General features: G+C 53.6%; 12 protein-coding genes. 10 read left to right on the top strand and 2 right to left on the bottom strand.

Translation table 11 applies throughout. The features are described 5' to 3' along the window. Positions 1–6 precede the first annotated feature (6 nt). The 7 genes from BMZ67_RS12345 to sbcB all read left to right on the top strand — a co-directional run bounded on the left by BMZ67_RS12345 (position 7) and on the right by sbcB (position 8,238). Positions 7–957 carry an NAD-dependent epimerase/dehydratase family protein gene (locus BMZ67_RS12345; protein ID WP_092023035.1) on the top strand — a complete coding sequence of 317 codons (951 nt, stop codon included), beginning with the start codon at positions 7–9 and terminating at the stop codon, positions 955–957. 1 nt (position 958) lies between these two features. Then, positions 959–1,516: a sugar transferase gene (locus BMZ67_RS12350; protein WP_092023037.1), complete on the top strand. Its 558-nt coding sequence runs from the start codon at positions 959–961 to the stop codon at positions 1,514–1,516. A 14-nt stretch (positions 1,517–1,530) separates the two neighbouring features. Beyond that, on the top strand, positions 1,531–3,468 hold the full coding sequence (locus BMZ67_RS12355) for a nucleoside-diphosphate sugar epimerase/dehydratase (RefSeq protein ID WP_175481915.1): 1,938 nt from the start codon (positions 1,531–1,533) through the stop codon (positions 3,466–3,468). 83 nt (positions 3,469–3,551) lie between these two features. Continuing rightward, entirely contained in the window at positions 3,552–4,814 is a 1,263-nt protein-coding gene (tviB, locus tag BMZ67_RS12360; RefSeq protein ID WP_092023041.1) for a Vi polysaccharide biosynthesis UDP-N-acetylglucosamine C-6 dehydrogenase TviB, read from the top strand. 183 nt (positions 4,815–4,997) lie between these two features. Next, positions 4,998–5,366 carry a histone-like nucleoid-structuring protein, MvaT/MvaU family gene (locus tag BMZ67_RS12365; protein WP_092023042.1) on the top strand — a complete coding sequence of 123 codons (369 nt, stop codon included), beginning with the start codon at positions 4,998–5,000 and terminating at the stop codon, positions 5,364–5,366. A 472-nt stretch (positions 5,367–5,838) separates the two neighbouring features. Then, entirely contained in the window at positions 5,839–6,744 is a 906-nt protein-coding gene (locus tag BMZ67_RS12370) for a hypothetical protein (protein ID WP_245749963.1), read from the top strand. 48 nt (positions 6,745–6,792) lie between these two features. Next, positions 6,793–8,238, top strand: coding sequence for an exodeoxyribonuclease I (sbcB, locus tag BMZ67_RS12375; protein WP_092023044.1), 1,446 nt, complete (start codon positions 6,793–6,795; stop codon positions 8,236–8,238). A 38-nt stretch (positions 8,239–8,276) separates the two neighbouring features. Here sbcB and BMZ67_RS12380 read toward each other — a convergent pair whose 3' ends face one another. Together BMZ67_RS12380 and BMZ67_RS12385 are read right to left on the bottom strand one after the other, a co-directional pair. Continuing rightward, on the bottom strand, positions 8,277–10,277 hold the full coding sequence (locus BMZ67_RS12380; RefSeq protein WP_092023046.1) for a tetratricopeptide repeat protein: 2,001 nt from the start codon (positions 10,275–10,277) through the stop codon (positions 8,277–8,279). A 166-nt stretch (positions 10,278–10,443) separates the two neighbouring features. Beyond that, positions 10,444–11,955 carry a flagellin N-terminal helical domain-containing protein gene (locus tag BMZ67_RS12385; protein WP_092023048.1) on the bottom strand — a complete coding sequence of 504 codons (1,512 nt, stop codon included), beginning with the start codon at positions 11,953–11,955 and terminating at the stop codon, positions 10,444–10,446. A 370-nt stretch (positions 11,956–12,325) separates the two neighbouring features. Here BMZ67_RS12385 and BMZ67_RS12390 point away from each other — a divergent pair, with 370 nt between their 5' ends. The 3 genes from BMZ67_RS12390 (at position 12,326) to fliD (ending at position 15,237) form a co-directional block, all read left to right on the top strand. Then, complete coding sequence (locus BMZ67_RS12390) at positions 12,326–13,147, top strand: flagellin domain-containing protein (protein ID WP_092023050.1); 822 nt, start codon at positions 12,326–12,328, stop codon at positions 13,145–13,147. Between the two features lie 75 nt (positions 13,148–13,222). Then, positions 13,223–13,633: a flagellar protein FlaG gene (locus BMZ67_RS12395; protein WP_092023052.1), complete on the top strand. Its 411-nt coding sequence runs from the start codon at positions 13,223–13,225 to the stop codon at positions 13,631–13,633. A gap of 200 nt (positions 13,634–13,833) precedes the next feature. Further along, entirely contained in the window at positions 13,834–15,237 is a 1,404-nt protein-coding gene (fliD, locus tag BMZ67_RS12400; RefSeq protein WP_092023054.1) for a flagellar filament capping protein FliD, read from the top strand. The last annotated feature ends 10 nt before the right edge of the window (positions 15,238–15,247 follow it).

Consider the following 15,247-nt stretch of genomic DNA (forward strand, 5'->3'; position numbering starts at 1 on the left):
TCTTTGATGGAAAATAGAGCAAGTGTTTTGGTCACTGGCGCTACCGGTTTTGTTGGCCGAAATTTGTACAAGCACCTCATGAATTGTTGCGCGTTCAAGGTAAGAGGAACTGCCCGTTCCTCAGGTTCGAACGACCCATCGATTTTCTGTGGTATGGCTATAAAATCTGATTCGGACTGGACCGAAGCACTCAAAGGGGTGGATGTCGTTGTTCACGTTGCGGCCAAAGCACACATTGAGCTTTCTGATTCGTCCGATCAACTCGAAGAGTTTCAGGAAGTCAACGTTACGGGTACCGTTAACCTGGCTGAGCAGGCAGCTCAGGCTGGAGTCAAGCGCTTTATTTTTATCAGCTCTATAGGAGTTAATGGGCAGAAAAGCCATCAGCCAATAAAAGCAAGTGATAGCGTCGCACCCTCTGGGTATTACGCGAAATCAAAATGGGAAGCGGAGCAAGGTCTGGTCCAAATTAGTAAAACGACGGGGCTAGAGATTGTGATCATACGCCCACCTCTTGTATATGGTCCCGGGGCGCCAGGTAACTTTGGTCGGTTGGTCAGGTTAGTAGAGAGTGGTCTTCCCATCCCCTTAGGGGCGGTTCGAAACAAGCGGACGATAATAGGTATCGATAATTTGGTGAGTTTAATTGAGGCGTGTATTGATCATCCGTCCGCTGGAAACAAGGTTTTCCTGGCTGGAGATGGCGATGATGTGTCAACTCCGGAACTGCTTCGTTTGGTTGCTCGCGCGATGGGGAAACCCAGCCGAGTGATACCGGTACCGCTATGGCTACTAAGGCTTGCATTGATGCTAATAGGTAAGAGAAATGTGGCGGATAAGCTAACGGATTCGCTTCAAATTGATATTTCGAGTACAAGAGAAGTTTTGGGCTGGTCTCCTGTTGTAACAGTTAATGATGGATTGAGGCGTTGTTTCATTGATGGCGAGGTGACGTGACGTGATTCGAATCTTGGACATAGTTATAGCCTCATTTGGTCTGCTGGCAGGACTTCCCATTTTATTTGTCATTTTTATTGCCGGCTTGTTCGATACTGGCTCACCTTTGTTTTTGCAGGAACGCGTAGGGCGGAATAGGGCACCTTTCACTCTCGTTAAATTTCGAACGATGAAAGTGGATACAGCCTCTGTTGCCAGTCACCTTGCCAGTGCATCCTCAATCACCCGTTTCGGACATTTTCTTCGCCGTACAAAGCTGGACGAACTTCCGCAGCTTTGGAATGTGTTGAAAGGGGAGATGAGTCTGGTTGGTCCACGGCCTTGCCTTTTTAACCAGGAAACGCTGATTCTGGAACGGGAGAAACGAGGCGTGCTACTAGCGCGACCAGGAATTACCGGGTTGGCGCAGATAAATGAGATTGATATGTCGACCCCTGTGCTGTTAGCGGAGACTGATGCAAAGATGCTTCATTCCTTGGGGATTAAAGACTATTTCCGTTATATCCTGCAGACTGTTGTAGGAAAAGGCTCTGGTGATCGGGTAAGTAAGGAACGGTGATTTTGAGGTCGACTGTGATCAACAGAATTCTTGGGTTATCACGACCCACAAAGCGGTTAGTTTCGGTGATTGCCGATTTGCTGCTGCTTTCGGTCGCAATTTGGGCGGCCTTCGCGTTGCGTTTTGAGGATATTGCGTGGATGCCTGCTGAAAAGCAGTTGTTGGTCTCAGGTGCGACGGTGTTGGTTACCATTGGCGCGTTTATCAAACTTGGGCTTTATCGTGCAGTTATCCGTTATCTCAGTGAATACGCGTTTTTGGCCATCATCATAGGTGTGGCCTTTTCGAGTATCGCGCTGATTGTTTTCGGTTTTCTGTTTCAGGCGTTGGTGCCACGATCGGTGCCCGTTATTTATGCCGCCTTTGCATTTCTGCTAGTGGCGGGTACGCGATTTTCAGTAAGAAGCCTTGTGCAGCGTCCGGGGGCTAAGTCTAAAGATAGTGTAATAATCGTAGGTGCTGGCCCCAAAGGTATGCAGTTGGCTTCGGCGCTAGCTCAGGGGGTGGAGTTCCGGCCCGTTGGTTTTATTTCGATGGAAAATAGCAATCATCGTTCACTGATTGGCAATCTACCCGTCTATTCTGTTGAACATATCGATAAGGCGGTTAAAGATTTGGACGCAGGCCGGGTTCTGTTAGCGATGGAGGATACTGGTTCCGTTAATCGGAAAGAGCTTATTCGTACCTTGGAAGGGCTTTCCATTCCCGTCCAAACGGTCCCCTCCATGTCTGAGCTGGTGGCTGGCCAGGCTCGTATCAACGACATCCGTGATCTGGAAATCGAAGATTTGTTGGGAAGGGATCCGGTTCGTCCGGATACAGCCATCGTTGCAGATAGCCTGTATCAGAAGTCGGTTATGGTAACCGGCGCCGGCGGTTCTATCGGTTCGGAGTTATGTCGCCAGATTCTGCGCAACAAACCTCGCACCCTTGTTCTCTTTGAGCAGTCTGAATTTTCCTTGTATTCCATTGAACGCGAACTGCGCTCAATCAATGAAGTGGAAGGGCTGGAAGTTTCCCTGCACCCGGTGCTTGGGAGTGTGGCCCATCGCCGACGATGTGAGGCGGTGATGAAGGCCTTTGGTATTCAGACGGTATATCACGCGGCTGCCTACAAGCACGTCCCGCTGGTGGAGCATAATGTCATAGAGGGTGCGCAAAACAACGTATTCGGCACCTGGCACACCGCTGAGGCAGCTATTTTGGCGGGTGTCGAGCGGTTTGTTCTGGTTTCTACCGACAAGGCTGTGCGCCCCACTAATGTGATGGGAGCCAGCAAGCGCCTTGCCGAGCTGGTTCTTCAGGGGCTGGCCCAGCGCCAGAGTGAGACGGTATTTTCCATGGTGAGGTTTGGCAACGTGTTGGGGTCGTCCGGCTCTGTGGTTCCGTTATTCCGTGACCAAATCCGCGATGGTGGCCCGGTCACGGTGACTCACCCGGACATCATTCGCTACTTCATGACTATTCCAGAGGCCAGTCAACTGGTTCTGCAGGCCGGCAGTTTGGGACGTGGCGGTGAAGTGTTTGTTCTGGATATGGGGGAGCCGGTGAAGATTGCCGACCTGGCGAGGAAGATGATTCACCTGATGGGCCTGGACGAGAAGACATGTGACAATCCCGCCGGAGACATTGAGGTGGTGTACACCGGTCTGCGCCCGGGTGAAAAACTGTATGAGGAGTTGCTGATTGGTGATGACCCTCAGGGTACAGCCCATCCGAGGATAATGATGGCCCGGGAAGTGTCGATGCCCTGGGGCGAGGTTGCTCAATTGTTGGAACGCCTGTCGTTGGCTAGTCACACTTTTGATTGCGAGAAAGTGGTCGATATTTTGCGCAGCGCTCCGACGGGGTATTCGCCAAACGGTGATGTCGTTGACCTGGTCTGGCAGCACGGGGCAGGGTTGGGTGAAAGTAATAATGCTAAGCCGCCTTTGGATGGCAACGTTCACTGAGTTTTACCTAAACGATTGCTATGCAAGGGTAGCTTAATTCAGGGCGTTACCTGTTGGCTGATTGATTGTTTAATGGATGCTATATGAAGAAGATTTCGGTTATTGGTCTGGGGTATGTGGGGCTGCCATTGGCTGCGGCATTTGGCGAAAAAAGGGAAGTGATTGGTTTTGATATAAATAGCAAACGAATTGCGGAACTGAATGAGGGCGAGGATGTTACTCGTGAAGTGTCCCGTGAAGAGTTGCTAGTCGCATCTGGCCTGTCCTTTACAGGTAACATTGAAGAAATCCGTGATTGTCAGGTGTATATCGTCACAGTACCGACTCCAATTGACGAGTTTAAATCACCAGATCTGACACCATTGGAAAAAGCCAGTGAGACTGTCGGTAAAGTCCTCAAAAAGGGCGATATCGTTATTTATGAATCAACAGTCTATCCAGGTGCAACCGAAGAGGTCTGCGTACCGGTTTTGGAAAAGGTTTCCGGCCTGACGTTCAATAAAGACTTCTATGCCGGCTACAGCCCCGAGCGTATCAATCCCGGTGATAAAGAGCACCGGGTGACAACTATTAAGAAGGTAACGTCTGGCTCAACCCCAGAAATTGCGGATGAAGTTGACGCGCTGTATGCGGAAATCATTACCGCAGGCACTCATAAAGCCAGTTCTATAAAAGTTGCTGAAGCTGCAAAGGTTATCGAAAACACCCAGCGAGATCTGAACATTGCGCTGATGAACGAGCTTTCAATGATTTTTGCCCGCTTGGGTATTGATACTCATGAAGTGCTAGCTGCTGCTGGTACCAAGTGGAACTTCTTGCCATTTAAGCCGGGGCTCGTTGGTGGGCACTGCATTGGTGTGGATCCCTATTATCTGACCCATAAAGCCCAAGCAGTGGGATACCACCCTGAAATCATCCTGTCAGGCCGCCGTGTAAATGACAATATGGGGCCTTATGCGGCGTCTGAGCTGGTCAAGCGTATGATCAAGGTAGGGCAGACGATTGCAGGAGCTCAGGTATTAATACTGGGCCTGACGTTTAAAGAAAACTGCCCTGACTTGCGAAATACCCGTGTTATTGATGTGGTTAAAGAGCTGCAGGACTTTGGTTGTCAGGTCGATGTGGCCGACTGCTGGGCTGATAATCAAGAAGCGCAGCATGAATACGGAATAGGTTTGGTGAAGGACCTGAAGAGGGACCACTACGACGCAGTGGTACTTGCTGTCCCACACAATGAATATGCCAGCATGAGTGAGCAGGATCTGCGGTCGCTGCTCAAGGCGAATGGGGTGTTGTTTGATTTGAAAGGCGTGCTGCCCCTCGGCGCTGCCGATTTACGACTTTGATTTGAAGCACAGAAAGCCGGCCAGATAGCCGGTTTTTTGTTCGCCTCCGGTTTTTAAACCCGGAAATATATATTTCAAAATTTTTCTTTATTTATAAGATTATCAATATATAATTTGAGTCGAGAGTATTTTGTATTCTGGTTATTTAGACAATTAATACGGTTAAGATAAGGCTAATTTTAAATGGCAAAGATCAACGACTACTACCAGAAAAAGCAGCTTATGGAAAAGCTCTCCGAAGAACTGCGTCAGCTGGAGCAAGACCAGGCGCTTAAGCGTGAGCTCGAGTTTGAAGACAAAGTTCGGGAATTGATGACGGAATACAGCAAGACCCCGAAGGATGTGCTGCAGGTGTTGGCTGCGATTGATCCGTCCATCGCTGGTGGCAAAGCTGAGGCTGCATCTTCGGGCCGTGCCAAGCGCCCCCTGAAAACCTATAAGAACCCGCATACCGGTGAAGTGGTTCAGACTCGCGGTGGCAACCACAAAACGCTGAATGAGTGGCGCGAGCAGTACGGAAAGGATGCGGTGCAGGGCTGGCAAGAAGCCTGAAGCCTTGGCCATGCAAGAGAAAGCCAGCCTTTAGGGCTGGCTTTTTTTGATCCGTAAATCGTGACAAAATGGCACTATGGTTTCAACTTTATGAAAAATAAAGAAATGAGATGTGGGTCATAATCTTCCTGAATATAACCTTTCGTTAATGGCCTGATGTGACAGGGCTCACTTCTTTGACCCGGCTGCCATGAGTATAGTGGCGCTGCGGCAACATAAACTTACAAATAAAAATGACCAGGGCGGGATGCCCAGTTGTTGGTGTCAGGCACTCTGCTTTGATAGAGGCGAATGGCGCCAATGTGAAGGCCGCAGGATTCGACAGTTAAACGCAAGATAAGCAAGAAACGATGTTCAGAGCTTAAGGCAAAGCCCGGAGAAGGCTTTCCAAAGTGAAGCGTGCCCGTTATCGGGTGTTGAAACCTCGTGGACAGGGGCGGTTGCCGGAAACGGCAGGGCGTTCGGGCTGCGAGTGAACAATAATTTCGATCAGAGACACATCAACGACATGAAACAGGGTGCGATTGGACTCGCCGCCCTTGCTATCTGCTGCCTGGCTAAGAGTGAGGGTGTACTCGCCGAGCTGACGCCGATTTCTGACAGGGAACTGGAGCAGGTACAGGGACAGGCCATGATAGCGATTGACCAGCTGGCGGGGATGAATCAGCAGTTTACCCGCATTACGATGGGGATGGATATTGGTGTCCAAACCAATGTCGATGCGGTCGTGCTGGGTGATGATGGTGTGGCATCGGACCTTGCAGTTTCTCAGCTGTCGCTCGGTCATATTTCCCAGGACGACACGAAAATCCAGCTCGATGGCCAAGCCTATGCCATTGGCGACATAGTCCCATTTGAAGCCGAGAATCCTTATTTCGAGCTGGCGGAAGTGGACGGGGAGGTCGTTGGGCTTCGTGTAGGGTTTGGGCAGGCGAGAGGCACGTTGTCAGGGGATATTTCCAGTCTCTCCGGCAACCTGGGGTTGCAACTGAATGATGGTGCCGGGAATCTTAGCCAGGCCGTGCTATACGATGACAGCACAACGGCCACCAATTATCGGGCTACACATATCGGACTTGCGGATGCGGCGACGGATTGCGCTACCGGTGTTCAGTGCAGCGCGCTGTCGAACCTGCAGACTCTGGATGTTGGGGTCGACAACGGCGATGGCACCGTCGGGTTCACTGACGACCTGTTCCTGTCGTTTCAGAAGCAGGCAGTTGATTGGCAAAACCTGGCAGGGGATCAGATTATCAACGCGAACCCTGGTGTTTTTGTCAACATACCGACGAGCATGACCCTGGATCTACAAACCTTGCAAAACGGTATTCCTAGGGCTCGCACTGAATACATCGACCGGGGTATGGGGCTTTTCTGATAGACTGCCCAGCCAGAAAACATTTAGCTGGCGCAGGAGCTGTTTGCGGTGATCCGCTCATTCTATTGGCACGACTACGAAACCTTTGGCGTAGACCCGGTCCACGACCATCCTTCCCAATTCGCCGGGGTTCGAACCGACGAAAACCTCAACATCATTGAGGACCCTCTAGTCATCTACTGTAAACCTTCGGATGACTACCTGCCGTCTCCCGAGGCCTGTCTGATTACAGGGATTACCCCGCAAAAAGCGCTCGAAGACGGCTATCCCGAATCGGAGTTTATCGCGCAGATCAACGAAGCTTTTAGCCAGCCCGGAACCTGTGTTGTCGGCTACAACAGTTTGCGCTTCGATGATGAAGTCACCCGCCATACGCTCTATCGCAATCTCCAGGACCCTTATGCACGGGAGTGGCAGAACGGGAACTCGCGCTGGGACATCATTGATATGGTGCGGTTGACCTATGCGCTGAGGCCAGAGGGTATCAACTGGCCGACCAAAGAGGATGGCAGCCCCAGCTTCCGTCTTGAGGAACTGACCGTTGCCAACGGGATAACCCATGAGGCGGCTCACGATGCGATGTCTGATGTAGAGGCAACGATCGCGGTTGCGCGCCTGATCAAAGAGAAGCATCCGCGTCTGTTTGATTTTGTGTTGTCCAATAAGGATAAGGTTTCGGCCAGGGCAATGCTGGACACTCAGGCGCTCAAGCCGGTTTTCCATATATCGTCGAAATACCCGGCCAGTCGTGGCTGCTGCGCAATGGTCGCGCCGGTTGCTGAGCATCGCTCAAACAAGAATCTGGTGATTGTCTACGATCTTCGCGAGGATCCTTCGGAGCTGATCGGTGCTTCCGTTGATGAAATTCGGGCGCGGGTGTTTACGGCGCAGGCTGATTTGGCTGAAGGAGTAAGCCGATTTCCTCTCAAGGGCATTCAGCTTAATAAATGCCCCGTACTGGCGCCTGCAACCATGCTGAAATCGCTGAGTCCGGAGCGATTGCAGCAATTGGAGCTGGATGGTGCCGTGCTTCGGGAAAACCTGGCAAAGTTACGTCAGGCTCAAGGGTTGGCTGAACGAATCGCCGAGGCTTTTGATCAGCCCCACGAGAGTGAGCTGACCGATCCGGACGAGCAGTTGTATGCGGGTGGGTTTATTAGTCGAACGGACCGCGAAAAGCTGAATTGGGTTCTGCAGCAGCCTGTTGAGAACCTCGGAGAGTTGGACGTTAAGTTCGACGATGGACGGCTGTCGGAAATGCTGTTCCGGTACCGTGCCCGCAACTACCCTCAGTCATTGCTTTCCGAAGAGCAGGAGCAATGGGAGCAATTCCGACAACAGCGGCTGATGCAGCCCAAGAAAGGCTGGCGCTCCCTGGAAGAGTATTTCAAGTTGCTGCAGCAATTGGCGGCTGACCCTGATCTGCCGCCTGCAAAGCAGCATATTCTCGAAGAGCTTCACCTGTACGGTGAGTCGTTGATCCCATATTACTGAGAAACCAGAGCAAGGGGGCATTAAGCCCCCCCGGCCCGTTAGGCCCGTTTCACGAAGTACAGGCTTAGGGGCAGTCCCATCAGTGTTTGGACTTGGTCGCCTTGGGCTTCGGCCTGCAGTTGCCGTTGAACCGGGCTTGTGGCCAGACTGTGACCGTCGCTGTCCCTGACTTTGACGAGTTTCCAATTAAGCTCGTTGCTCATCAATCCCATGAGTTCTTTAAGCTGGCCGATATCTTGAGGCCGGAACCAACGATCCTGGCACCCGCCAAGGGCATAAAAACCGGTCTCGGCCAAAACACTTTGCCATTTGCTGTCGTCGCGATTGTTCAATGCCATTCGGCGCAGCCGGTGCAGGGTTTCACGGGTGGGTTTGAGGCTGTGCTCGCGGATGAGCTTGCGGACGTGGTCGTCGCCAATGGTCTGCTCTGTGACCTCGGTGTGCATGTGAACGACACAGCCATGACCGGACGCGCTATTGACCATCGCGGCCAGTGAAACGTCCGTCATTGACGGGGAAGGCAGGCGGCCGATCTCAATCCAGTGAACCTGGTGGCCATCAGCGACGAATCGCTGGGCGATGGACCATGGCCAGAACACAATGTTGGCGATGTTCAGCTCCTGGGCGTGGCGTGTCGCTTTGGCGATGTTGGCCAATGATTCGTCGACGGCAATTACCTCGACATCACTCAGGTAACGGGCCAGTTCCAGGGCCCTTTGTCCGGATTCAGCACCACAGACCAGGATGCGTAGCGTATCAGGCAGCAGCTCCGTCGCCAGCCCCAAGTCGGCGTTCAGAATGCTTTTAAGGCTACTCTCGGTGCGGTGGGCCAGAGTTGACCAACAGGGCCAAGCCTGGGGAAGGTCTTTCTTATCAAGGCAGAGCTCAGCCAGCTTTTCGTCATAATGCTGTTTGATGGCCTCTTCGCTGGCCTTGTCATAGAAGCTCGCCGCCATCATGGTCTGCGAGGCAAGCGGCCAGTCAACCAGGTTCCATTGTCCCAGGTGAACCGCAAAGCCTTGCTGGAAAAGGGCGCCGTACATAGCGCTGAGCATAACCGAGCCCATAATGGCGGGGATGGCATCGCCCATGGCGAGCTGGGCTCTCAGGCTCTCGTTGATGGCTGAGATCAGCCGCTCTTCGTCATCGCTGGCCAACAAGGCATAGCCGGTGCGATCCGCATAACGAGCGATTGCGAGGGTGAGGGGGTGAAGGTCATCCCGCAGTTCTGCCGAGTGTGCCACCTCCGCGACGATGGCCCGTCGCAGCAGGGTGACGAACTCTTCTACGGCAGGGTCCGCCATCAGCGTCTTCTCAAGGGCAAGAATCAGCAGCTCATCGCCGCTTGCAGCGTCAAGGAAGACCTGCGCCTGGGGATTGTCGAGGTCGTACTGGTGTCTGATGATGGCCGCGACGAAACGACCGACCTGCTGAAGTGGGAGGTCATCCCTTCGCAGCAGGGCGATGGCATCCAGCGCCAGCTCCTGGTCCACTGAATGGATGGCCAGGTTTTCCGCGCAAGCCAGCATGCCGCTGTAGATTGATGGCCAATCCCGCCCGCTGTTCAGGAGTTTGCGGTAATGCAGGTAGGCAATATCGAACTTTCCTTGAATGCGTTTGGCGTGGGCGATGCCGCAGAAAGCGGCGGCTGATTGCCGGTCCAGCTCCAGTGCCTCCAGGAAATACTGTTCGGCCAGCACCGGTCTCTCGGTAGTCAGCGCCCAATAGCCAAGGTTGGTGTATTGCTGGGGCTGTTGATCGTTTTCATCAAGGCTTCTGTTAAACAGCGTTTGTGCCAGTTCCATATCGCCGTTATCCATGGCCACTCGCCCCATAAGGCCTAAGGCAGCTGGATGGCGAGGGTCTTCCGTCAGTACCGATTCCACCAGGCGTGTGCACTCGGCACGGGCGCTCATCCGCTGCGGGTGAGAGGCGCTGGGGCTGTTTGAAGCCTGGTAGGCGTCATTGGCGTCCAGCAGGCGTCGGGCCAGTTCGGCCTGGCTCGAAGGGGCTTCCGGAGACTGATGCTGTGGGTACATGGATACACCTCGTTGAATCTGGCCCCGGCAAACAGGGCGGCAAGCTTCTGCAGCGAATGCGGCAGGAAGTCTGGTTTACAGGGTAATTAGCGAAAGCTGTGCCAGTTCCGCGGGGCGGCCAGGCATAAAAAAAGCCGGCGATTGCCGGCTTGTCAATCAGCGACTATTACCCTTGCAGCAGCTGCAACACTTGCTGAGGTCGTGCGTTGGCCTGGGCGAGAACAGAGAGGCCGGCCTGTTGCAGCACCTGTGTGCGTGCAAGTTCCGCAGACTCCGCCGCGAAATCGGCATCGCGGATACGGGAGCGGGCTGCGGACAGGTTTTCGGAGGTGGTGCTCAGGTTAGCAATGGTGGACTCCAGACGGTTCTGTGCCGCGCCCAGGTCGGCGCGGATACCGCTGATGGTTTCCAGTGCGGCGTCTACAATGGCCAGGGCGTTGGTGGCGCCTTCAAAAGAGCTAATGTCGATACTGCTGACGTCTTCAGGAACGGAACCAACCGCAGTATCCGCCGCAACATTGAGGATGCTACCTGCTGCATCATCGACGTCGGAGCTGACGGCAAAGCTAACCGCGGAGTCGAAGATGATTTCACCCGAGGCACGGCTGCTATCGGTTGTAGAGCCTGCAGCGCCATCCAGGGTAATCGCGTCGCCATCAGCTTCCGCGCCACCTTTGAAACTCACGGTCGCGGTGGCGCCATTGGTGGAGAAGTCCTCAAGCAGGATGTCTTTGCCTTGTTCCTGTATCAGGGTCAGGCGTCCATCAACCACTTCTGCTGTGATTCCGGTTTTACCTGAGGCAGCGTTAATCTCCTTGGCTAGTGGACGCAGGTCGTCCACATCGGAAATCTGGGCAGAGATGGTCGCGGTTTCGCCGCCGCTCGACAGGGTCATCGAAACCGTGCCAGGGGAGGCAAGATTGAACAGGTCCGCCGTGGTTCGGGCCTTGGCCTCTACGCCGGTTTTGTCGATCTGGGCGTTAATGGCCGCAGCGATGTCTTCGGCGGTATCCCCAGCGGTCAGGTCAATGGTTGCTGAGCCCAGCGAACTGGCCAGGGTAATGGTTTGGGTGCCAATGGTATTGATGGCGGTTGCGTCGGCTGCCGGAAGAGTTACAGAGCCAGTACCCTGCTGGGCTACGGCATTACCACCGTTAACGGTGTTATTGGCCAGGTCATTGGTACGGGCACCGGCAATCGATACGGAAATGGTTTGGTTTTCGTTAGCACCCGCCTGGAACTTCTGAGCCTGGAAAGAGCCGTCCAGCAGTTTCAGCCCGTTAAACTCGGTGGTGGTGGCAATGCGCTCAAGTTCTTCCTTGAGCTGGTTGACCTCGGCTTGAAGAGCCTGGCGGTCTGACGCGGAGTTGGTAGCGTTTGCCGACTGAACCGCCAGTTCACGAATGCGCTGAAGAATGTTGCCAGACTCCCCGAGGGCTCCCTCGGCAACCTGAGCCAGGGAAATGCCGTCGTTGGCATTGCGGATGGCCTGGTTGAGCCCCTGAATCTGAGACGTGAACCGCTCCGAGATGGCGAGGCCTGCCGCGTCGTCTTTGGCGGAGTTGATGCGCAGGCCCGAAGACAGGCGCTGTAACGCGGTGTCGGCATCGCGCTGGGAGGTATTCAGGTTTCTCTGCGCATTCAGCGAAGGGAGGTTAGTGTTGATGATCTGCGGCATAACGAGTCTCCAGATTAAGAGATGCCGGTAGACCAGTGCCCAATGGCAGGGGCGCCTTGCCGGCTTTGTGTAACGAAGTTTGTCGTTTTTCGGGGTTAAGCGAAGGGTGTGCCAGGTGCTTTTAACTATATGAATAATAAGGAAATAAATCAATTCTGTTGGGTTTTTTGGGGTGCTTGACGCCATGTTTATGGCAATCAGGGAGGAGGGAAATTGCCGCTTTTACATTCCTTAACAATATTCTCCGGTTTTTTTCTAAAGGAAGTTTCATGGGCGCCGTTAAGCACTACAGCAGGGGGGCGTACCCAAATAAACGAAAACGGGCGCCAGACCTCTTTCAACAGAAAAAACACTGTTTAGGAGAAGCATTATGGCTCTCGGTATCAACACCAACATCGCCTCACTCAACGCACAAAACCAGCTGGGCAAATCTCAAAGCCTGGCCAACCAGGCTCTGGAGCGCCTGTCCTCCGGTCTGCGTATTAACTCTGCGAAGGACGATGCGGCTGGTCTCTCGATCTCTACCCGCTTTGAAGCCCAGATTCGCGGTCTGACTGTTGCTCAGCGTAACGCCAACGACGGCATCTCCATGATGCAGACTGCTGAAGGTGGTCTGAACGAAACCATCAACAACCTGCAGCGCATGCGTGAACTGGCGGTTCAGTCTGCTAACGGTTCCAACAACGCAACTGATCGTACTGCCTTGAATGATGAATTTACTGCGCGTATTGCTGAAATCGACCGGATCGCGAACCAGACTACTTTTAACGGCACTAACGTTCTGAACGCAGCGTCAACAGTTTCTATCCAGGTTGGCGCAAACGCTGGTGAAACCATTGATGTGGCTTTCGCTGACATGCAGGCAACGGCTCTGGGCGTCAATGCATCAACAATCGACGGTGCCGATGCGACCAACGCGAATGCTGCGATCGCGGCCATTGATGCGGCTCTGGATTCGGTAAACTCCCAGCGAAGCCTCTTCGGTGCCTCCCAGAACCGCTTCGAAAGCACCATTGCGAACTTGGGGACCTCCATTGAGAACCTGAGCGCTTCAAACAGTCGAATCGTTGACGCTGATTTCGCAGCAGAATCCGCCAAGTTGTCCAAGGCTTCTGTTCTCCAGCAAGCGGGCATCTCGGTGCTGGCTCAGGCCAACGCCCGTCCGCAACAGGTTCTGTCTCTCCTGCAGTAATTGGGGTAACGCGGTAGAAGGCCAGCTTTTTCGGAGGCTGGTCTTCCGCTGTTGTAGAGGTTAGCGAGGATAGCTATGAACGACGTAAACTTGACCGCTCCGAATCTGAAGTTGATTCGCTCCGGTGAGGATCTGCCGGGTCGGGTCTCTGCGTCACCTCAAGGCGGGGAGCGTCCGCTCTCAGGCCAAACTGTATCTACCGTAATGCCACCCCAGACCGTCATTGACGAGCAGAAGAATGCCCGTGTCAGTGGGGCTGAAAAGGCGGAACTAAACAATGCGGTTTCCCAGCTGAATGAGTTTGTTCAGACCGTTCAACGGGATCTGCAGTTTGAAGTGGACCACGAGCGAGGGCAGACCATTGTCAGGGTCGTGGATCAGGAAACTCAGAAAGTGATTCGTCAGATGCCGGATGAGGTTGCCCTGAGATTGGCAGAGAACTTGCAGCAGGACGAACCGCTAACGTTGTTTAACCTGAAGGTTTAGGGCGACTAACCTCCCTGGCATCAGGCTTTAAGCAACTTTCAGCACCGCTGCTCCCGCAAGGGCCGGCGGCATTTCTCGTTATGTGTGATCGGGTTTCTTACATAACGTTACAATGTGATGGTCAAAAAGAGGCAAAGTTTTTCCGCTTTTGGCCGATAACACGATTAGACTTGAGATAGACGCCTTTCTGGAGGCATGGCATGGCATCGATATCATCATTGGGCGTAGGTTCCGGCATTTTTAGTGCTGACTTGGTTGACCAGTTGGTTGCGGCTGAGCGCGAACCTACGGTACAGCGCCTGAACCTGAAGCAGCAGCGCACCGAGGCGATGATTTCGGCCTATGGCGCTCTGCGCAGCGCTATAGAAGCGCTCAAGGCGCCGATGGAAGCGCTGAGTTCTCCCGATGGCCTCAAGGCCTTCAGCGCTGTTTCAAGCAACGAATCCCTCGGCGTGACGATTGATGAAGCGGCTGTAAGCAGAGGCAGCTACAGCATTAACGTCACTCAGCTGGCGCAGGCGCAGTCGCTGGCATCCTCCTCATTTGCGGATAAAGATACCACCACGGTTGGCACCGGTACGCTTACTCTGGATGTCGGTGGTGTAGCGACAGAAATTGTTATCGATGGCAGCAACAACACACTGCAGGGCGTCGCCGATGCCATTAATGATGCTGGTGCAGGCGTGTCAGCGGGCGTAGTTGATACTGGCTCTGGATTCAGACTGGTGATTTCGTCCGACGAGACGGGGCTGGAAAACGCGATTCAAGTATCTGTTGCCGACGATGATGGCAATAACACGGATGTCTCTGGGTTGTCGCAGTTTGTTTTTGACGGTGTCACTTCAAATCTGGAAGAAACCGTAAAGGCCAAAGACGCGCTGATGGAAATCAACGGTATTGCCATCAGTCGGCCCACGAATGTGGTTGAGGATGTTGTTGCCGGTGTCACCTTCACGGTATCGGAAACTGGAGCTTCAACCGTTCGTGTCGAGCAGGATGCCGGAGCGGTGTCTGAGCGTGTCCAGGAGTTTGTTGACAAGTTCAATGCGCTGCAGGATGTCATCTCCAGTGTTGCCGGGTTCAACTCTGCCTCGGGTCAGGGTGGAATCCTCAGTGGGGACTCAACAATTCGCAGTATTCAGAGCAGCTTGCGGGGTCTTTTGACGACGATTGTCCCAGGCATGGAAAATAGTGACGTGCGTACGCTGGGAGACGTGGGGATCACCACGGATCCGTCGACGGGCAAGCTGGAGTTTGATCAATCTGTCTTCAAAGAGAAGCTCAAAGATCATCCGGACCAGGTGACAGCGCTGTTTGCGGAACAGGATGGTGTTGAGGGCATTGCCGAGCAGGCCGTGAATCTTGTTACGGATATCCTGGCCAGTGACAGTGCGCTGTCAAACCGAACCGATGGCCTCAGCAATGCACTTGATCGTATTCAGGATCAGCGTGACCAACTGGATTTACGCATGGAATCCTTGCGGGAGCGGTTGGTGCGCCAGTTTACGGCAGCTGACTCCCTGATTGCGCAACTGAACAGCACCGGCAGTTTTGTGCTCCAGCAATTGGCCGCCCTGGCGCCGCAAAACAACCAGAATTCATAACGCCGATCGG

Source organism: Marinobacter zhejiangensis, assembly GCF_900114775.1.
Taxonomy (GTDB): domain Bacteria; phylum Pseudomonadota; class Gammaproteobacteria; order Pseudomonadales; family Oleiphilaceae; genus Marinobacter; species Marinobacter zhejiangensis.

What these genes read in the sequence shown, in the direction of transcription:
- fliD (WP_092023054.1), top strand. Translation starts at nt 13,834, where the DNA reads ATGGCATCGATATCATCATTGGGCGTAGGTTCCGGCATTTTTAGTGCT.
- BMZ67_RS12380 (WP_092023046.1), bottom strand. Translation starts at nt 10,277, where the DNA reads ATGTACCCACAGCATCAGTCTCCGGAAGCCCCTTCGAGCCAGGCCGAA.
- BMZ67_RS12390 (WP_092023050.1), top strand. Translation starts at nt 12,326, where the DNA reads ATGGCTCTCGGTATCAACACCAACATCGCCTCACTCAACGCACAAAAC.
- BMZ67_RS12385 (WP_092023048.1), bottom strand. Translation starts at nt 11,955, where the DNA reads ATGCCGCAGATCATCAACACTAACCTCCCTTCGCTGAATGCGCAGAGA.
- BMZ67_RS12395 (WP_092023052.1), top strand. Translation starts at nt 13,223, where the DNA reads ATGAACGACGTAAACTTGACCGCTCCGAATCTGAAGTTGATTCGCTCC.
- BMZ67_RS12365 (WP_092023042.1), top strand. Translation starts at nt 4,998, where the DNA reads ATGGCAAAGATCAACGACTACTACCAGAAAAAGCAGCTTATGGAAAAG.
- BMZ67_RS12345 (WP_092023035.1), top strand. Translation starts at nt 7, where the DNA reads ATGGAAAATAGAGCAAGTGTTTTGGTCACTGGCGCTACCGGTTTTGTT.
- tviB (WP_092023041.1), top strand. Translation starts at nt 3,552, where the DNA reads ATGAAGAAGATTTCGGTTATTGGTCTGGGGTATGTGGGGCTGCCATTG.